Here is a 15,416-nt window from a genome sequence, read left to right as displayed (position 1 = left end):
TGAGGTGCGGGTACGCTTGCGACAAGTTAGCTCGGACTCAGCGTGGCAGGTGGGTGCGCTGTACAGACGCGGCAGACAAGGTGCGGCGCGGGCGGTTTTAAAATTTATCAAGCCGCTAAAAGCACGGTTTAAAGCGCCGTTATTGCGGTTAGTAGCCCAAAGATGATCCCCGGGAAATTCGCCGCGGCGAGCGGATAGTCCTTTTTGGGCTTTAGCAGGCCGTAGCTAAGCTATATCGTGCAGTTTATCGCGGCTGCGAGCGGCTGGAGAAACGGGACTTTGTTGCCGTCTAAATTTGCCATTATGTTCGGCACATAGGATACGTACATGATGACCGACAGGCATGTGCCCGCCCAACCTAAAATTTGTAAATTTCTTTCGCTCATCGGCTCTCCTTGCTTTTAAGATACGTTTCAAATTTACGAATGAAACGAAGCGGGATTTAATACACCAAAGATAAGAAACAAATTAAAAGATGGCTAGAAATAAAATTTGGCTTTAGATTTATAACGGCGCCCTCTTACCTGCTCGCATCTGCGTAAATTTTAAAGCGGCGTTTGCAGCGTGCGTTTTAAAAATAGAGAAATTTAAAACGCCGGACAATGGTTGAAATTTAAATTTCAAAGAGATAAAATTTTAAACGACTGAAGCCAAATTTAAGTAAAATTTTGTAGGAAAATTACGGTAAAATTTTAAAAATATGAGAAGTAAATTTTATAATTTTTCGGACGTTAAAGATGGGGGTGTTTGCCCTAAATGCGGAGGCGAACTGCAAGATTATGCCGAGATAGAAAAGTGGAATCAAATAGAAAAGAATAAAAAGCTTGAGAAATATTTTAAATTTGAAAAAGAGTGGCTAAAGATGATAAAAAAACAAGGGAGCGAGAAATAAAATGATAAATTATAAAAATATCGGTTCTATTTACGAGCTTGGCTCTTTGTCCAAAAACGGCTTGGATATATATTTGCTTATCGGATCGCACTTTATGGACAAAATAGATATCTTTAGTAATATCACAACGGATTTTCTTATAGGCGTAAAGTGGATATTCTTCTACGCAGAGAAAGCGTCGCAATTAGAAGATATCTTTGATAGCTTTATAGAGCGGCACGATTTATTGGATATAGTTACATTGTCATACGGAATCGATGAAAAAACAGAGCTTGTAAATCTATTTTTATCCAAGATTACTCCAACAACTATGGGCGTATCAATATTAGATGAGAAAAATGCAACCGAAAACGAGCTATTGCATGAAATTCTAAAAGGCGTAAATAATAAAAATGGCGATAAAATTTAAAATGAGGTGAAATATGCAGCAAAATGAAGAATTGTATTATTTAATAGCTGGATTCATATACGATTGGTGCGATATAGAGCTGTTTTGTGATGAATTTTATAAGATGTATGATTTGGAATCTCTATATTGCGCAACCAATAAAGCGGAAGAGCAGGCATTAAAAGAATTGGATATGATGGCGGGTAGATTTTCTGAGTTTGATGAAGATTTTAAAAAGGCTCCTAACGTATTTTTTAAAGAAGGCGAGATAAGGCAAAAGGCAGAAGAAATTTTTCGATTATTTTCTAATATCAAAATTTCAAAAGAGGAATTTTTTAGATTTTTGAAAGAACAGAGAGGGCTAAATTTTCCGATTGGCGTTGATTTAGGCGAAGGCTATGTAATGTGCCCGAATTGCTCTAATGCAATGAAAGTAGATGGGCGCCAAAGCGTAATTACATGCGATAATAAATATTGTATCACTAAGTTTATCAATCCTTTGGCAAAATTAACGCTTGCGGAGATCGAGAGTGCGAAATACAATAGCCAAGAAGCCGATTAAAGAGGGCAAGCGGACAAATCTTTGTTAAACTGCAAAAAGGAGTGCGATGCTAAGCGGAAAGGAAATTTACGAGAATTTTTTGTTAAGATTTTCGAACAACGAACGCAATATTATGAAAAATTTGGCGAGAAATATATATGAACTAAATAAAAGAGAGTTTATCATTGAGTTTGATGAAAATAATATTTATAAAGTTAGATTTTATGACGATTTTGAAGGATGCTGTGATCCAGGTCTTGAAGAAGGAGAGGAAGGCCGGGGTGAGCTATTTTTTGGATTTGAATTCGTAGTTTTAGAGGTTTTATCGACGCAAGCTAAAAAATTTAAAAAAGGCGGCTATATCGAAATAAACTATAAAAACTATCCCAAAATATTTGATATGGATAGGAATTTGATTTAGATATGATGATTTAATAGAATTATGGAGAAAATAGATGCTTATTTTAGTAGGGCAGGAATTCCGCGTAAAGGGCATTTATGATAATATAGAAGAGGCTTCCAGCATAAAGCAACAAAAAATGTATTGGTTGAATGAAAACAACGTAGAGGACTATATTTCATCGTATACAGAGCTAATGTGCACACTTTTTGATGATTTCGATTTCGACGATTTTACAAAAAATACGGCTTGTCGTTTAGGATTCCCGCCAAAACTTATAGAATTATTGCAAGAATTTAGAGATACTATAAAAAATTATCAAGCCAAAGACGAAACCGATGATCGTGCCATTATAGAGGATCCAAATTGGCATATCGTAGTAGAAAAGGCGCAAGATACCATAAAAGAACGGGACAAATACGATTTAGGCTCGAACGATAGAGCATTCAAATTAAATTAGGCAGTAAAAAACAAAAAATAGGATTTTGATATGATAGAAAATGAATTTGAATTTTTAATTGCCTCCGTGCCGGATAGAGAAAAAGTAGTAGCCGAGATTTGGCATATGGACAGAGAGGCTTTAATAGAGATCAATCATGAAACGAATAAGCTTTTGGTTGCTGCTACCGAAACTCGGCATAATATCAATTTTTACGAGCTTATATGGGCGCTATATGCCGGAGGATTATGGCTAAAAGATGGGAATCAAAGACCGAATTTTACGGAGCAATTTGAGAAATTTTCAAAAAGAAACGGAAGATGCTCGAAAAATATCTTTAAATTTACAAGATATGAGAATAAAGTGAGTATAGAACACAAAGGCAATCTAATAGCGCATGTCATAAAAGATGGCGACGCCCTATCGGTAGGTCTGTTAAATTTTGGATTTGAATTAAAAGACTGCGTAGAGCTCGAGAATTTCGTATGGGCTTTGCAAAATTCTAGGAAACTGCTAGATAGCGCGGTCGGCTGAGTATCGCGGTGAAAACATATATAAAGGATAATAAAATGACCGATTATTTCGTAAGAAAAGAAAGCGCGATAAAATTAAATAAGCTTTTGGGGTTAGATTCGACGGGAAATGAGCAAGATTGGGAGCTAGAATTGGCAGACATCGGCAAAATTACGTCAATGTTAAATTTACTAGAAGACAAGACATTAAATTTCCACGATAAGATTGCTCTGTCGCATTTAATTGTCGCTTCGTTTGAGAAAGAGGATGAAGAGCTAGGCACAGTAGACAAAGATAGGGTTAAAATATTTGCAGACTTTCTGGACGATAACTTGCAAATAAAAAACATCATATGGGAATATTGGGTGGTTGCGTATAGGAATTTGAGTAAAAATTTAGCCTATTTGATCTTTGGGGATAGATAAAATTTTGAGCCTATCCATAAAGTATAAATTTTTGAAATTCTAAACAACAAGCGATTAGTACATACCGATAGGTGCTAACAGAATTTTACGCACAGCTCTTTCAAAACAATTCCAAGATAACCTAGAAATTATTTTTTACAAGCGGCGGATGAAGCGATACGTGCCAAGCTATAGCGACCAAGAAAGACACTGGCAGCAAGGACTCAAACTATTTAACCCAGTCTAAATTTAACCCACTCCGGCGCATTAAATTTCATGATAAATTTACGCCTAGGCACTCGGACATCCCCAAGCCCGAGTGCCGTTAAATTTCAAATTTAAAACTGTCCGAAAAGATCGTTCAGCGCCTCGCTAATGCTAGGGTGCGTAAAAATTTGGTTTTTGAAAAAGTCTGCCTTCGCGCCCAGCGCCATGGCGATCGCCAGCTCATTAACGATCTCGTGCGCGTTTACGCAGTGAAGCGCCGCGCCTAAAATTTCGCCGCTAGCCGCGTCCACGACCGCCTTCATCATTCCCTCGTCGTGCGCTACGACTTTGGCGCCCGGCACCGTCGCCATCGAAAGCTTCAGCACCTTGATCTCGCGCCCGCTCTCTCTTGCTTTGCGCTCGCTAAGGCCGATGCGAGCTAGCGGCGTGCGGGTAAACAGCACGCTTGCATGCGGTGCGCGGTTTTTCGTAGTGCGCGCGCCATCTCCGAAAAGCGCGCTAAAAATGATCCTAAAATCATCCAGGCTCGTGTAGGTAAACATCTCGCCGCCGCGCACGTCGCCTGCTGCGTAGATGCTCGCAGCGGAGCTTTGCAGATGCTCATTCGTGATGATATTGCCGCGCGCGTCCGTTTGCACCCCCGCAGCGGCTAAATTTAGATCATTCGTATTCGCGCGACGACCGAGGGCATATAAAAACGCGTCCGCCGCGACCGCCTTGCTCTCGCCCGCGAGGTTAAATTTCAGCTCGCCGCCCTTTAAACTCAAAAACTCGCAGCCCTCGATAATCTCCACGCCTTGGGCCTGCAGAGCGGATTTGACGCTGGCAGCCACGTCCTCATCTTCGTTTTTCATAAATTTCGATCGCATCAGCACGCTAACTTTCGAGCCAAATCCCGCAAACATCGAGGCAAACTCAAGCCCGATAAATCCGCCGCCGACGATTACTAGATGCTTCGGTAGGATCTTTAAATTTAAAATTTCTTCGCTACTATAAGCGATCTGCGAGCTTACCTCAAAGCTAGGCTCGACCTCCCTCGAGCCCGTATTTACGACGATCGTTTCTGCTGAAATTTCACGCGTCTGCCCGTCAGGACTTAGCACGCGCACGGAATTTGCGCTCGTAAATGAGCCCTCGCCGTCGATTACATCGATATTTGGGCTTCCCTTTAGCATTGCTAAATTTTTCGCCCTCAGTGCCTCTACGAGCTCGTCCTTTTTCTGCATACTCAGTACGAAATACTCTCCTAGCACGCTAAAATTTACGAAGCCTGCTTCCTTGCTCGCCGTAACTAGCCGCTTGGTCGGGATGCAGCCTACGTTGATGCAGGTGCCGCCGTACATCTGTGGTGAGCGCTCGATGAGAGCAACCTTTTTGCCCAGTGCGGCGGATTTTGCGGCAAGGGTTTTGCCCGCCTTGCCAAAGCCTATTACGATGATGTCATAATCCATTTTTAATCCTTTTGATCTGAAATTTCGCGGGATTATAAGAGGTTTTATTAAATTTAAAATCTGAGTGGCGCAAATTTAAAGGCGCAGACAAGAGGCGCGAAATTTAACGGCAAAATTCTAACTTCGGCACAGAATTTAATACAGAAAATAAAAATTTCAGCTCTAATCGTTTCAAAAATTTTGCATCAATAGAATTAAAATTTTAAGCGCGGGATACGTGGCATTTTATAGCGCTTGGTAACAGATAGAATCCAAGCTACAAAATTCTAAGCCCCAAACCGCTCATAAAATTTAAAGGCGCGAAAAACGCAGAATTTGCGCTGTAAAATTCCGCCATTAGCGCTTTTTTACGCCGAGCAAAAACATATCGATGCGGTCTTTGATTAGCTCGATCGCTTTGAAATTTAGCTTTTCGTCGAAAAACAGCAGCCTGCTAAAATGCGGCTCTCTAAGCAAAAAGCAAAAATATAGCGCTAGGCTTTTTGCCGTGCGTCCGGGCGCAAACTCGTCCGCATGCGCCGCCAAATACTCATCCAGCGCATTCGGCGAACCTAGCACGCCGCTTTTTAAAAAGATTTTTGGGCTCTCGCTAAGCGCTCCGTTAAAGCCGCTGAAAAGTATCAATCGATAGAATTTTATTGCCTCCGGAGCGAAAAGAAACTCCAGATAAATCCCTGCAAACTCTCGCAGATACTCACGCAATTTTAGGTCTTTATTGATTCGCATGCGCTCGTTCATTCGCTCATCAAGCTTTTTGCTTTGCAGTTCGATGATGCGCAAAAATAGGCTTTCTTTGTTATCAAAATACTTATAAACCGACGATAGCGAGCCGCCGCTAAGCTCGATGATATCGCTTAAGCTCGTAGCCTCGTAACCTTTGGCTAAAAACAGCTCCAGCGCCGCGTCTAAAATGAGCTTGCAGCGAATTTCGGATTTTTTATATTTAGGCGATTCGGGCATTTCGCCTCCTTTGAAATACTAAAATTTTTTGTAAGTGTATAAAAAATATACTTAATTAAGCAACATTATTGGGCTAAAATTTTAAAACCTCAGCAAGAAATAATTTTACGCGGCTTTTGCAAGCGAAGCGAAATTTTATATCGCGCAGGCGCAAGCGAGCGGAATTTTATCGCGCACCAGCTGCGGTAAAGCGGAATCTATCTTTGTAAACGAAGCGTTTAATGCCTATTTTAGGCAAATTTAGCAATAATTACCTAAAACGCTAAAAGGCATCTTTGTATGAAAAAAGTCTCGATCGGCGAAGCAGCCGAAATTTTAGGAATTTCAAAAGAAGCCGTCTACAACCGCATCCGCAGAAATTCCTTGCGCGCCGAGGAAAGCGGCGGCGTACGCTACGTGCTTTTAGATGATGAAATGCAAAGCGAGCCCGCTTCGCAAAGCTCTGCGAAAAGCTCGCGTACTGGCGGCGGGGCGGGTACTCAAAGCTTCATCGACTATCTCATCAAAGAAATCTCCGAACTAAAGGGCAAAATCGAAGCACTGCAAAGCGATAAGGACAGACTTCACAAAGAAAAAGAGGAAATTTTAATCGCCTCAAAAGATGAAATCAAGCTGATGTATAAAGAGCGCGACGAGAAGCTCAGGTATTTTTTGTCGTTTTTCGATAAACCGCTGCTTTCGAGCAAAAGCCGCGAGACCAAACCCTACGATGTCGAAGTCAAAGAAAAAACCTTCGATCGTAGCGAATGGACGAGCCTTGCAAAATTCGTAAAATCGCTCAAACGCAAAAAGCGCCTCAAAGCGCAAAGCCTAATCATCGAAAACATCGGCAAGAGCGAGTTTATCCGCGTCGAGGGAAATGAACTTTTGATAAATCAAAGCCTAGATATAAAATCATTGAAAGGAAAAAAATGAAACTACGCAAAATTGCTAGCTATGCGCTGGTAAGCGGCTTCGGCCTCGTTATGGCGGGCTCGTTAGCAGGCTGCGACGATAGGGGGCAGGAGCAAAACGTCCGCTTGCAAGAGGGTGCGCTCGTGCGACTCGAAGAGGTCGCGCCGGGAAAATATAAAATTTTAGAGGAATTTCCGAGCGAAAAGACCCAGATCATCTTAAAATCGCTCGACGGCACGGAGAGAATTTTAAGCGATGAGGAAACCAAAGCCCTTCTGGCCGAAGAAAACGCCAAAATCGACGCCGGCACTTCAAATTTAACCAACCAAAACGCGCAGCTTAGCAGCGGCGGCATGAGCCTGGGCGAAGCGATCTTGGCAAGCGCTGCAGGCGCGATCATCGGCTCGTGGATCGGCGGCAAGCTGTTTAACAACCCTGCCTATCAAAGCCAGCGCCAAACCGCCTATAAAAGCCCTAGCGCATATTCTAGAAGCGTCGATAGCTTCAATCAAGCAAAGCAGCAAAACGCCAAAGCGCGAAGCGGTAAGAGCGGATTTTTCGGCGGAAGCAAAAGCGGCAAGAGCGGTGGATTTTTCGGCGGCTAAGCGCGCTTTGAAACATACGGCGGCTCTGCGCGGCGAGTTTAAATTTAGAGCGTAGAATTTTAAAATTTGCGCGAATTTAGCATTGATTTGACGCAGATTTTTCAAAAACGCGCTGTAAAATTCAGCTAAATTTTATCGCTCTTACGACGACGCCCGGTCCACACCGCAAGCGCGCCGTTTAAATTTAGCCGCGAGTATCTTTTCGAGCGGCTTAAATTTACACATGATCGCCGCATATGATCTACGGCTAATTAAATTTTGCCTTGCGTCTTGCGCGCTTTAAATTTACGCGAAGCCGTATGCGCATTAAAACTAGCAAAAGCCGCAAAGATCGCGGCACAAATGAGTTAAAATTTTAAAAAAAGGATAAAAATGCAACTAAAAAAGATAACGCCGTTAAGCAACGAATATCTCGAAAAGCTCGGCTTTTACTGGCACACGGACGCAGACGAGACTCCTTACGTTAGCGACGAGATCGTGCGCGTGAGCGCTGCGGAGGCGGATGCGTATTATGAGGCCGCAAACGAGCTATACGAGATGTTTGTCACAGCCGCGCAGCACGTCATCGACAACAACCTCTTCCACGAGCTCGGCATCCCCTTCAACCTCGTAGATCTCATCAAACAAAGCTGGGAAAACGAGGTGCACTGGCACCTATACGGGCGCTTCGATTTCGCGGGCGGGCTGGACGGCAAGCCGATCAAGCTGATAGAATTTAACGCCGACACGCCCACGGCGGTGTTTGAGACGGCAATCATCCAGTGGGCGATGCTGAAAGAAAACGGCATGGACGAGGCGAGCCAGTTCAACGACCTCTACGACGCGCTGCGCGATAATTTCAAGCGGCTCGTGGTACTTGACGGCGAGCTAAGCGATTTTTCTAAATTTTACGAGGGGTGGAAAATTCTATTTAGCAGCGTCGCGGGCAATGTCGAGGATGAAAAGACGACGAAGCTTTTGCAGCAGACCGCGGAGGATGCGGGCTTTAAGACGCGCTTTGCCTACGTGGACGAGGTGGAATTTAACGACGAAGAGGGTGTGTTTTTTGAGGGCGAAAACTACGAGTATTGGTTCAAGCTCATCCCTTGGGAAGTGATCGCGATCGAGGAGGGCGAGCTTGCGCTCATCTTAAAAAACATCGTGCAAAATCAAAAGGCGATCATCCTAAACCCCGCATACACGCTGCTTTTCCAAAGCAAAGGGATTATGAAAATCCTGTGGGATCTCTATCCGAACCACCCGCTGCTGCTGCAAAGCTCCTTTTCGCCGATCATCGGCAAAAAGATGATCAAAAAGCCGTTTTTGGCGCGCGAGGGGGCGAATGTGGCGATTTTCGACGCCGACGGCAGAAAGATAGAGGAAAACGGCGGCGACTACGGAAATCAGAAATTTTTGTATCAGGAATTTTACGAGCTAAACAAAGACGAGCGCGCCCAGAGCTACCAAGCGGGGGTATTTTTCGCATACGAAGGCTGCGCGCTAGGCTTCCGCAAGGGCGGCGAGATACTTGATAATCTCTCAAAATTTGTGGGGCACTACATCGAGGATGCAAAGTAGCGGCGCGGCGAATTTTATAAAATTTGAGAAATTTTAGGGCGGCGGCTCTTCGCGATAACTTTGGCGGCAAGGCTCTCGCCGCGGTAAATTTTATCGCTCGGTGGCAACGGCAAATTTGTCGCTTGGCAGTAAAATTTAACGCTAGGAGACTACGGTAAAATTTAACGTAGCGTCGCAACCAAAATTCTGCGCGGATAAATTTCGCGCAAGTTAAATTTGCGTAAGTTGAAATTTCGTACAGAGCAAGGTTTGCGCGAGCTAAATTTTAAAATTTACACGCGAGCGACAAAAATTTATCTCTCGCTTCGGCGCAAATTGAAATTTTAAATTTAGACGCAGATTTCAGCGGCGGTAAAAATTTACCGCTCGCTTTGACATGAATTGGAATTTTAAAATTTAACGCCCCGCCCGCTGCAATCATTAAATTTCGCAATGGCAGAATTCGCGATAGTTAAATTTTGCGAGAGTAAATTTTGCAATAGCAAAATCTCGCGAGCAAATTTCCGCAATAGCTAAATTTGCAGAGTTAAAATTTTGCCGTTTAGACGCCGTGCTTCCGATCGCACGACGGAATTTAGCGGCTAAATTTAGCCGCGCGGCTGCGGCTTAAAATTTTAAAACGCAAAGGGGAAAATATGAAAATCGTATGTTTGGATGCCGCGACGCTGGGAAGCGATGCCGATCTTAGCGAGATTGCGAGCTTAGGCGAGTTTGAAAGCTACGAGATGACCGAGCCCGCGCAAACCGCGCAGCGTCTAGCCGATGCGGACGTCGTCATAACCAACAAAGTCCTAATCACGGACGAGATCATGGCGCAAACCGCGCTTAAGCTGATCTGCGTAAGCGCCACGGGCACGAATAACATCGACATGCAGGCCGCGCAGGCTCGCGGCATCGCGGTGAAAAACGTAGCCGGCTATTCGACGAACAGCGTCGTGCAGCAGACCTTCGCGTCGCTGTTCGCGCTAACCAACGCGCTCGGATACTACGCGGATTACGGCAGCAGCGGCAAATGGTGCGAGAGCGAAATTTTTACACACATTGACGCGCCGATCAGCGAAATTTACGGCAAAGAATTCGGCGTCATCGGGCTTGGACAGATCGGCGCAAAGGTCGCCCGCATCGCCGCCGCGTTCGGCGCGAACGTGAGATACTACTCCACTAGCGGCGCGAACGACAACGGCGAGTTTGCCAAAGTGAGCCTGGACGCACTTTTGAGGGCATGCGACATCATCTCGATCCACGCTCCGCTAAATGAAAAAACGGCGGGATTGATCGGCGAGGCGGAGCTTGCAAAGATGAAAGAGGGAGCGATCTTGATGAATTTCGGCCGCGGCGGCATCGTGGATGAGGAGGCGCTGGCTCGTGCCGTGGACGAGCGAGGCTTGCGCACGGCGCTTGACGTGCTGCAAACAGAGCCGATGAGGGCGGATCATCCGCTTTTGCGCGTGAAAAATCGCCGCAACGTCGTCATCACGCCCCACATCGCATGGGCGAGCGTCGAGGCTCGCAAATGGCTGATAAAGATGATCGCGCAAAATATTAGGGATTTTATGAGCGGCAAATGAGCGCGGTTGAAACGCCGAAGCAAATTTAACAAAATCAAGATGCGGCACAAGGTCCACAAAGACTCTGCACGCAGTATTTCAAAGCGCTGTATATAAAATTTTATTAACTGAAAAGAAGCGATACCGCTTCGGATAAAATTTTAAATTTACGCCGCGGATAAGCTACCTCTCCGCTTTGAATTCGTAGATTTATCTTTTCTTATAAATTCTTTTTATGCTCATCCAAAATCCCGTAACTATAAAAAATAACACTGAAATTGCCGCTACGCAAAATAAGAACTTACCCGCCTCGCCAAAGATATAGCCCGAATGCACGCTCAAAACGGCTTTATGTATAGTAAAAGGGCGCGGCATGGTGCTTTTCGCATCATCATAGCGAGCATGCCGCAAGATGCCCTTTTTAACGTTTATACTCATCGTATTCATATGCTCTTCGCTCTTTTCGCCTTTATCGAAATAAAAGATCATAAAATTTTCTCCATCTTTTTGAGCGATGATGTTAAAGAATTCGTAGTTTTCACCGCGTTCGCGCTTAAAAATATCAAATGCCGTCTGCAAATTTAAAATTTTATCTTCATCCTCAAGCGAAAATCCTCGCACTTCGGTAAAGCTCGTTTTTCTAAAAATTTCCTTTTCACCTAGCGCTCTGTTGGTGATTTTGGCTATCCAATCATACGACCAATAAAGCCCGCTAGCGCTTATCGTAAGCAAAACGGGCAGCAGCAAAACTCCGACTGCGCCATGCATGCTATATAAAAACGTGTAACCTCTCGCTTTAAAATTTATCCTAAATGCGCGTAAAATCTTTCCTCTAAAGCTAGGATAATAGATCACCACGCCTGAAATTAAGACCAAAATAAACATAACCGTGCTAAGCGCCACAATATTTTTGCCTATTAACCGCAGAGTTTCGTTTTTGCTTAGCCCGAATCCCAGATTGGTATGTAGGTTTAGCATTACGCCGATAAACGTATCGCCTATGTTTTCCGAAGTAATTTCGCCGCTATAAGGATCTATAAAATATGATTTAAACTCGCCGCTAGAATCTGTACCAGAAAGCCTAATCGCCTCATTTTTATTGTGAGGAATCCTATAATAACTGAGCGTAAAACCAGGCTTGACTTTTCTGAAAATATTTAAAATTTTGGCGGGCTTAAGAGCGTCTTTTTCGCTCGGGCTCACGAAAGATTTGCTTTGATTTAACGCATCTATAATCTCATCATGATACGAGATAATAGCGCCGCTAAGGGCTACGATTAAGATTGGCACGCAACACATAAGCGTCAAAACAAGATGGACGTTGAACCAAAATTTTTTCCTTTTTAGAATCGCCATTAATTTCCTTAAATTTTAAATCCGCGGACGAAATTTATGCGCCGCGAATTTAAAAGTTCACGTTAAATCCAACCTGCGCCTTCATCCCGTCTACGACCATCATTTGGTAATTTCCCGAGCGCGTTAGTACGAATTCGTTGAATATGTTATAAAGCGTAAAATTTAAACTTGCGTCTTTTGTGACTTTATAGCTCGCGCCCAGATCGAAAAGCGTGTATGAGCGGATATCCTCATCGTAGCTTAGGCTATCGCGCGTCCTACTATAATAATTTATTTGCGACCATAAGTTTAGCTTGGAGCTTACGTCGTAATCAAATCCTAGCTTTACCGAATGGATTGGAAAATTATTTAAGGTTTTGCCCTTCTCGCTACCCGTTTTTTGCTCGGATTTCGTATAGGCGTAGTTTGCATGCAGCTTCAAATTATCTAAAATTTGATAATCGCTACTTAGCTCTAGACCCCTAACCTCGGCTTCTCCGATATTTATAGTGTCCCAAATACCGCGCCTGTAAGTTTTGCCGTTATGCACGCAAGGATTTCCCGGTCTTGGACGGCAAATCAATTTGGTAGAAATTCCATCTTTGATTTCGGTATAAAACGCAGTAGCGCTAAAGTTAAATTTATCGTTATCGTCGTAAGAAAACCCGCCTTCGTAACTTATGCTACTTTCAGGCTTCAGAGAGCTTCTACCGATCTGCGCTCCCTGGCCTCCTGCAAATGGCAGGGCAAGGCCCTCGCTACGCTGCTTAATATCCGGAGTTGAATATCCCGTCGAAACGCCGCCTTTAATAGAAAAGCTTTCGTTTAAACGATAAACGGCATAAGCGCGCGGAGATATATGGCCGCCATAGTCCTTATCACGGTTATATCTGATTCCGCCGGTTAACGTTAAATCATCAGTTAGATAAAAATCATCCTCGCCGTAGATCGAATAATCCCATCTTTTGACATTTGCCTCATCTGCGGTAGTAGCGGCTTCGTTTAATCTCTCGCTTCGGTATTGCACGCCCAAACTCAAAGCATTTGAATCGAAAAAATATGAGCCTTTAGAATTTAGCGTAGTCGTTCTAAGACGCAGATCCTGGGCGCCGCTTTCTTTCATGCTATCGTAATTTGCATAGCTATCTATCATAAACTTATCGTATTTTCCCTGGTGAGACAGGCTTGCGGTGTAGCCTTTCATATCCTCTTTCGCAATATCGTTATTGCCTCCCGAGGTTGTTCGCGTACGCCCGTATGTACGCCTAAATTTATTATTTACTTTACGATAATCAAGCGCTACCTCATCGTTTTGCGTTACGTTATACATTAGTTTTGCGCCCATATTCGTCTCTTCATTATTTCTATTCGCATAAGGCTCTTTGTCCTCTATCTTTTCAAAAAATCTGCCGTAAAGTGCGATACCTAGCACGTCCGGGACGATAGCTCCGTTTAGATAAAAACCTGTTTGATAATCACCTTTTATTTGCGATTTTTTAGCGAAAGTATAGTATCCGTTTACATTGCCGCTAAGCTCATTTGAAAAGCCCTTGGTGATGATATTTATTACTCCGCCCATAGCGTCGCTGCCGTAAAGCGAGCTCATAGGACCGCGGATGACCTCTATGCGCTCTATCGCATTTGCAGGAGGCAAGAAATTCTGACTGCTGCCAATACTTCTTAATCCTTTATAAGCGCTATCGCTGGTCGCGGGCTTGCCGTCGATTAAAATTTTTGTATACTTTTGAGACAGACCTCTTAGGCTTATGCCTTTTCTCGATGCAGCACCTAGCGTTGCGGTAAAGGCACTCGGCAAATCTTTTAGCATTGCGGAGATATCTTGATAGTTGCGCTTTTGTATCTCTTTTTGCGTAAGAACGGAGATAGAAGCGGGTGCGTCTTGAATATTTTGCCGATAGCCCGTAGCACTGACTACGGTAATTTCACCCAAATTTACGCTTTTGCCTTGTTTTTCTATCTCACTCGATATTCCAGCTGTCGCTATAGCAGCAATCAGCGATAATTTATATATTACGTGCACAAACGCCCCTTTTCTTATTAAAATTTAAACTCATTTTACTATAATAAGATATGCATTATCAAGAAATACTAAACGGTAGAGGGATTTTTTTAAACGCTAAAGGGATAAGATGAGTAAAGAGATAAGTTTAGATGATTTTTTACAAAAAATATCTAACGACATTGAGCCGTCCAAGCAATGCAGGTATAGCAAAACCGAGCTTAAAAGCGAAAGTATAAAATTCAACTTTAGCTCTTTTTATACGGGCGGAGAGATAGGATATTATAGCAGCGATATAATTTGCAGAGATTTTCTTTTGCATCGCCACGAGCGAGGTAGCCGCTATTCATTTTTATTTTTCAATACGGGCGAAAATCCTATCTGCTTCAGATCGGATAAAGATCAGTTCGTCTTGAATAAAGGTGAGTTTTGGCTCGGAACTATGCAAAGCAAATTGCGTGGCGTTCACGAGCTTGAAAATAAACACTATAAAAGCTCATGCATAGCGCTTAGCACCGCTTTTGCAAATGAGCTGGGAATTTTAAAAAATTTGAATTTAGATCAAGCCGTTTGCATGAAGAAATTTAAAACAAGCGCCGTGCAAAATATCATCCTTAAAGAGCTCGAAAATGCCGCGATATACGACGGCAAAATGCGCGAAATTTTTATGGAAAGTAAAATTTTAGAGATGCTTTATAAAAGTTTTTATAAATTTAATGAGCCCAAAAATACGCTTAGTCTTAATGAAAATGGCATAAAAACAGTCCAAAAAGCAAAGAAAATATTACTTGAAAATATGCAAAACCCACCTAGCATTAAGGAGCTCGCTCGTCTTTGTGCCACGAATGAATTTGCACTAAAAAGGGATTTTAAAGCATATTTTGGCACGACCATTTATGCGATGCTGACAAATGAGCGGCTTGGAATTGCAAAAGAGCTATTGAGTCTAGATCAAATCAGCGTAAACGAAGCCGCTAAAATGGTCGGATACAATAATTTATCGCATTTTTCTAAAATTTTTAGGGCTAAATTTAATATACTGCCGACGCAACTGAAAAAGGATATAAAATTTTACTACTCGGATTAGAATTTCTTGCGATCGGCTATCTTTTATAAGCCGCGCCCTTTCACAACCGCATATCAAAACATCATAAAATTTTATATCGCAACCGGGATCCGTAAAAATACGGAATTTAAATTATAAATGCCGCCGAAGCCTTGACGGCAAAAACGAGCTGCGAT

Annotated in this window: 17 protein-coding genes; 12 read left to right on the top strand and 5 right to left on the bottom strand. The window is 43.2% G+C overall.

The window, feature by feature from the left end; all coding sequences use genetic code 11:
• Positions 1 to 230 precede the first annotated feature (230 nt).
• A complete protein-coding gene (locus Q0277_RS04965; RefSeq protein ID WP_297921763.1) occupies positions 231 to 386 on the bottom strand; it encodes a hypothetical protein in 156 nt (51 codons plus the stop codon).
• A gap of 314 nt (positions 387 to 700) precedes the next feature.
• Here Q0277_RS04965 and Q0277_RS04960 point away from each other — a divergent pair, with 314 nt between their 5' ends.
• Genes Q0277_RS04960 through Q0277_RS04930 form a run of 7 tightly spaced genes read left to right on the top strand, consistent with a single transcriptional unit; the run spans position 701 to position 3,598 of the window.
• On the top strand, positions 701 to 892 hold the full coding sequence (locus Q0277_RS04960; RefSeq protein WP_297996162.1) for a hypothetical protein: 192 nt from the start codon (positions 701 to 703) through the stop codon (positions 890 to 892).
• A gap of 1 nt (position 893) precedes the next feature.
• Positions 894 to 1,301: a hypothetical protein gene (locus tag Q0277_RS04955; RefSeq protein ID WP_297996160.1), complete on the top strand. Its 408-nt coding sequence runs from the start codon at positions 894 to 896 to the stop codon at positions 1,299 to 1,301.
• 13 nt (positions 1,302 to 1,314) lie between these two features.
• Positions 1,315 to 1,842: a hypothetical protein gene (locus Q0277_RS04950; protein ID WP_297996158.1), complete on the top strand. Its 528-nt coding sequence runs from the start codon at positions 1,315 to 1,317 to the stop codon at positions 1,840 to 1,842.
• A 46-nt stretch (positions 1,843 to 1,888) separates the two neighbouring features.
• A complete protein-coding gene (locus Q0277_RS04945; protein WP_297996156.1) occupies positions 1,889 to 2,242 on the top strand; it encodes a hypothetical protein in 354 nt (117 codons plus the stop codon).
• A 34-nt stretch (positions 2,243 to 2,276) separates the two neighbouring features.
• On the top strand, positions 2,277 to 2,681 hold the full coding sequence (locus tag Q0277_RS04940) for a hypothetical protein (protein ID WP_297996154.1): 405 nt from the start codon (positions 2,277 to 2,279) through the stop codon (positions 2,679 to 2,681).
• A gap of 30 nt (positions 2,682 to 2,711) precedes the next feature.
• The gene (locus Q0277_RS04935) at positions 2,712 to 3,194 is read left to right on the top strand and encodes a hypothetical protein (RefSeq protein WP_297996152.1); all 483 of its coding nucleotides are present in this window, start codon (positions 2,712 to 2,714) and stop codon (positions 3,192 to 3,194) included.
• A gap of 35 nt (positions 3,195 to 3,229) precedes the next feature.
• The gene (locus Q0277_RS04930) at positions 3,230 to 3,598 is read left to right on the top strand and encodes a hypothetical protein (RefSeq protein ID WP_297996150.1); all 369 of its coding nucleotides are present in this window, start codon (positions 3,230 to 3,232) and stop codon (positions 3,596 to 3,598) included.
• A gap of 317 nt (positions 3,599 to 3,915) precedes the next feature.
• Here the strand turns inward: Q0277_RS04930 and Q0277_RS04925 are convergent, their stop codons facing one another.
• Together Q0277_RS04925 and Q0277_RS04920 are read right to left on the bottom strand one after the other, a co-directional pair.
• Positions 3,916 to 5,256: an FAD-dependent oxidoreductase gene (locus Q0277_RS04925; protein WP_297996148.1), complete on the bottom strand. Its 1,341-nt coding sequence runs from the start codon at positions 5,254 to 5,256 to the stop codon at positions 3,916 to 3,918.
• Between the two features lie 336 nt (positions 5,257 to 5,592).
• A complete protein-coding gene (locus tag Q0277_RS04920; protein ID WP_297996146.1) occupies positions 5,593 to 6,216 on the bottom strand; it encodes a TetR/AcrR family transcriptional regulator in 624 nt (207 codons plus the stop codon).
• 279 nt (positions 6,217 to 6,495) lie between these two features.
• Between Q0277_RS04920 and Q0277_RS04915 the strand changes: the two genes are divergently transcribed.
• The 4 genes from Q0277_RS04915 to Q0277_RS04900 all read left to right on the top strand — a co-directional run bounded on the left by Q0277_RS04915 (position 6,496) and on the right by Q0277_RS04900 (position 10,840).
• The gene (locus tag Q0277_RS04915) at positions 6,496 to 7,131 is read left to right on the top strand and encodes a helix-turn-helix domain-containing protein (protein WP_297996144.1); all 636 of its coding nucleotides are present in this window, start codon (positions 6,496 to 6,498) and stop codon (positions 7,129 to 7,131) included.
• On the top strand, positions 7,128 to 7,715 hold the full coding sequence (locus tag Q0277_RS04910) for a UPF0323 family lipoprotein (protein WP_297996142.1): 588 nt from the start codon (positions 7,128 to 7,130) through the stop codon (positions 7,713 to 7,715). Before Q0277_RS04915 ends, Q0277_RS04910 begins: the two co-directional genes overlap by 4 nt.
• 372 nt (positions 7,716 to 8,087) lie before the next feature.
• Positions 8,088 to 9,272: a glutathionylspermidine synthase family protein gene (locus Q0277_RS04905; protein ID WP_297996140.1), complete on the top strand. Its 1,185-nt coding sequence runs from the start codon at positions 8,088 to 8,090 to the stop codon at positions 9,270 to 9,272.
• Between the two features lie 635 nt (positions 9,273 to 9,907).
• Positions 9,908 to 10,840: a D-2-hydroxyacid dehydrogenase gene (locus tag Q0277_RS04900; RefSeq protein WP_297996138.1), complete on the top strand. Its 933-nt coding sequence runs from the start codon at positions 9,908 to 9,910 to the stop codon at positions 10,838 to 10,840.
• Positions 10,841 to 11,029: 189 nt separating this feature from the next.
• Here the strand turns inward: Q0277_RS04900 and Q0277_RS04895 are convergent, their stop codons facing one another.
• A complete protein-coding gene (locus Q0277_RS04895; protein ID WP_297996136.1) occupies positions 11,030 to 12,175 on the bottom strand; it encodes a PepSY-associated TM helix domain-containing protein in 1,146 nt (381 codons plus the stop codon).
• A 49-nt stretch (positions 12,176 to 12,224) separates the two neighbouring features.
• On the bottom strand, positions 12,225 to 14,195 hold the full coding sequence (locus tag Q0277_RS04890) for a TonB-dependent receptor (protein WP_297996134.1): 1,971 nt from the start codon (positions 14,193 to 14,195) through the stop codon (positions 12,225 to 12,227).
• Positions 14,196 to 14,304: 109 nt separating this feature from the next.
• Here Q0277_RS04890 and Q0277_RS04885 point away from each other — a divergent pair, with 109 nt between their 5' ends.
• On the top strand, positions 14,305 to 15,261 hold the full coding sequence (locus tag Q0277_RS04885) for an AraC family transcriptional regulator (protein WP_297996132.1): 957 nt from the start codon (positions 14,305 to 14,307) through the stop codon (positions 15,259 to 15,261).
• The last annotated feature ends 155 nt before the right edge of the window (positions 15,262 to 15,416 follow it).

It is taken from the genome of uncultured Campylobacter sp. (assembly GCF_938030815.1).
Classification (GTDB): Bacteria; Campylobacterota; Campylobacteria; order Campylobacterales; family Campylobacteraceae; genus Campylobacter_B.
The sequence above is the reverse complement of the archived record's forward strand: the minus strand, read 5'-3'. Positions and strand labels throughout refer to the sequence as shown.

What these genes read in the sequence shown, in the direction of transcription:
- Q0277_RS04965 (WP_297921763.1), bottom strand. Translation starts at nt 386, where the DNA reads ATGAGCGAAAGAAATTTACAAATTTTAGGTTGGGCGGGCACATGCCTG.
- Q0277_RS04960 (WP_297996162.1), top strand. Translation starts at nt 701, where the DNA reads ATGAGAAGTAAATTTTATAATTTTTCGGACGTTAAAGATGGGGGTGTT.
- Q0277_RS04955 (WP_297996160.1), top strand. Translation starts at nt 894, where the DNA reads ATGATAAATTATAAAAATATCGGTTCTATTTACGAGCTTGGCTCTTTG.
- Q0277_RS04950 (WP_297996158.1), top strand. Translation starts at nt 1,315, where the DNA reads ATGCAGCAAAATGAAGAATTGTATTATTTAATAGCTGGATTCATATAC.
- Q0277_RS04945 (WP_297996156.1), top strand. Translation starts at nt 1,889, where the DNA reads ATGCTAAGCGGAAAGGAAATTTACGAGAATTTTTTGTTAAGATTTTCG.
- Q0277_RS04940 (WP_297996154.1), top strand. Translation starts at nt 2,277, where the DNA reads ATGCTTATTTTAGTAGGGCAGGAATTCCGCGTAAAGGGCATTTATGAT.
- Q0277_RS04935 (WP_297996152.1), top strand. Translation starts at nt 2,712, where the DNA reads ATGATAGAAAATGAATTTGAATTTTTAATTGCCTCCGTGCCGGATAGA.
- Q0277_RS04930 (WP_297996150.1), top strand. Translation starts at nt 3,230, where the DNA reads ATGACCGATTATTTCGTAAGAAAAGAAAGCGCGATAAAATTAAATAAG.
- Q0277_RS04925 (WP_297996148.1), bottom strand. Translation starts at nt 5,256, where the DNA reads ATGGATTATGACATCATCGTAATAGGCTTTGGCAAGGCGGGCAAAACC.
- Q0277_RS04920 (WP_297996146.1), bottom strand. Translation starts at nt 6,216, where the DNA reads ATGCCCGAATCGCCTAAATATAAAAAATCCGAAATTCGCTGCAAGCTC.
- Q0277_RS04915 (WP_297996144.1), top strand. Translation starts at nt 6,496, where the DNA reads ATGAAAAAAGTCTCGATCGGCGAAGCAGCCGAAATTTTAGGAATTTCA.
- Q0277_RS04910 (WP_297996142.1), top strand. Translation starts at nt 7,128, where the DNA reads ATGAAACTACGCAAAATTGCTAGCTATGCGCTGGTAAGCGGCTTCGGC.
- Q0277_RS04905 (WP_297996140.1), top strand. Translation starts at nt 8,088, where the DNA reads ATGCAACTAAAAAAGATAACGCCGTTAAGCAACGAATATCTCGAAAAG.
- Q0277_RS04900 (WP_297996138.1), top strand. Translation starts at nt 9,908, where the DNA reads ATGAAAATCGTATGTTTGGATGCCGCGACGCTGGGAAGCGATGCCGAT.
- Q0277_RS04895 (WP_297996136.1), bottom strand. Translation starts at nt 12,175, where the DNA reads ATGGCGATTCTAAAAAGGAAAAAATTTTGGTTCAACGTCCATCTTGTT.
- Q0277_RS04885 (WP_297996132.1), top strand. Translation starts at nt 14,305, where the DNA reads ATGAGTAAAGAGATAAGTTTAGATGATTTTTTACAAAAAATATCTAAC.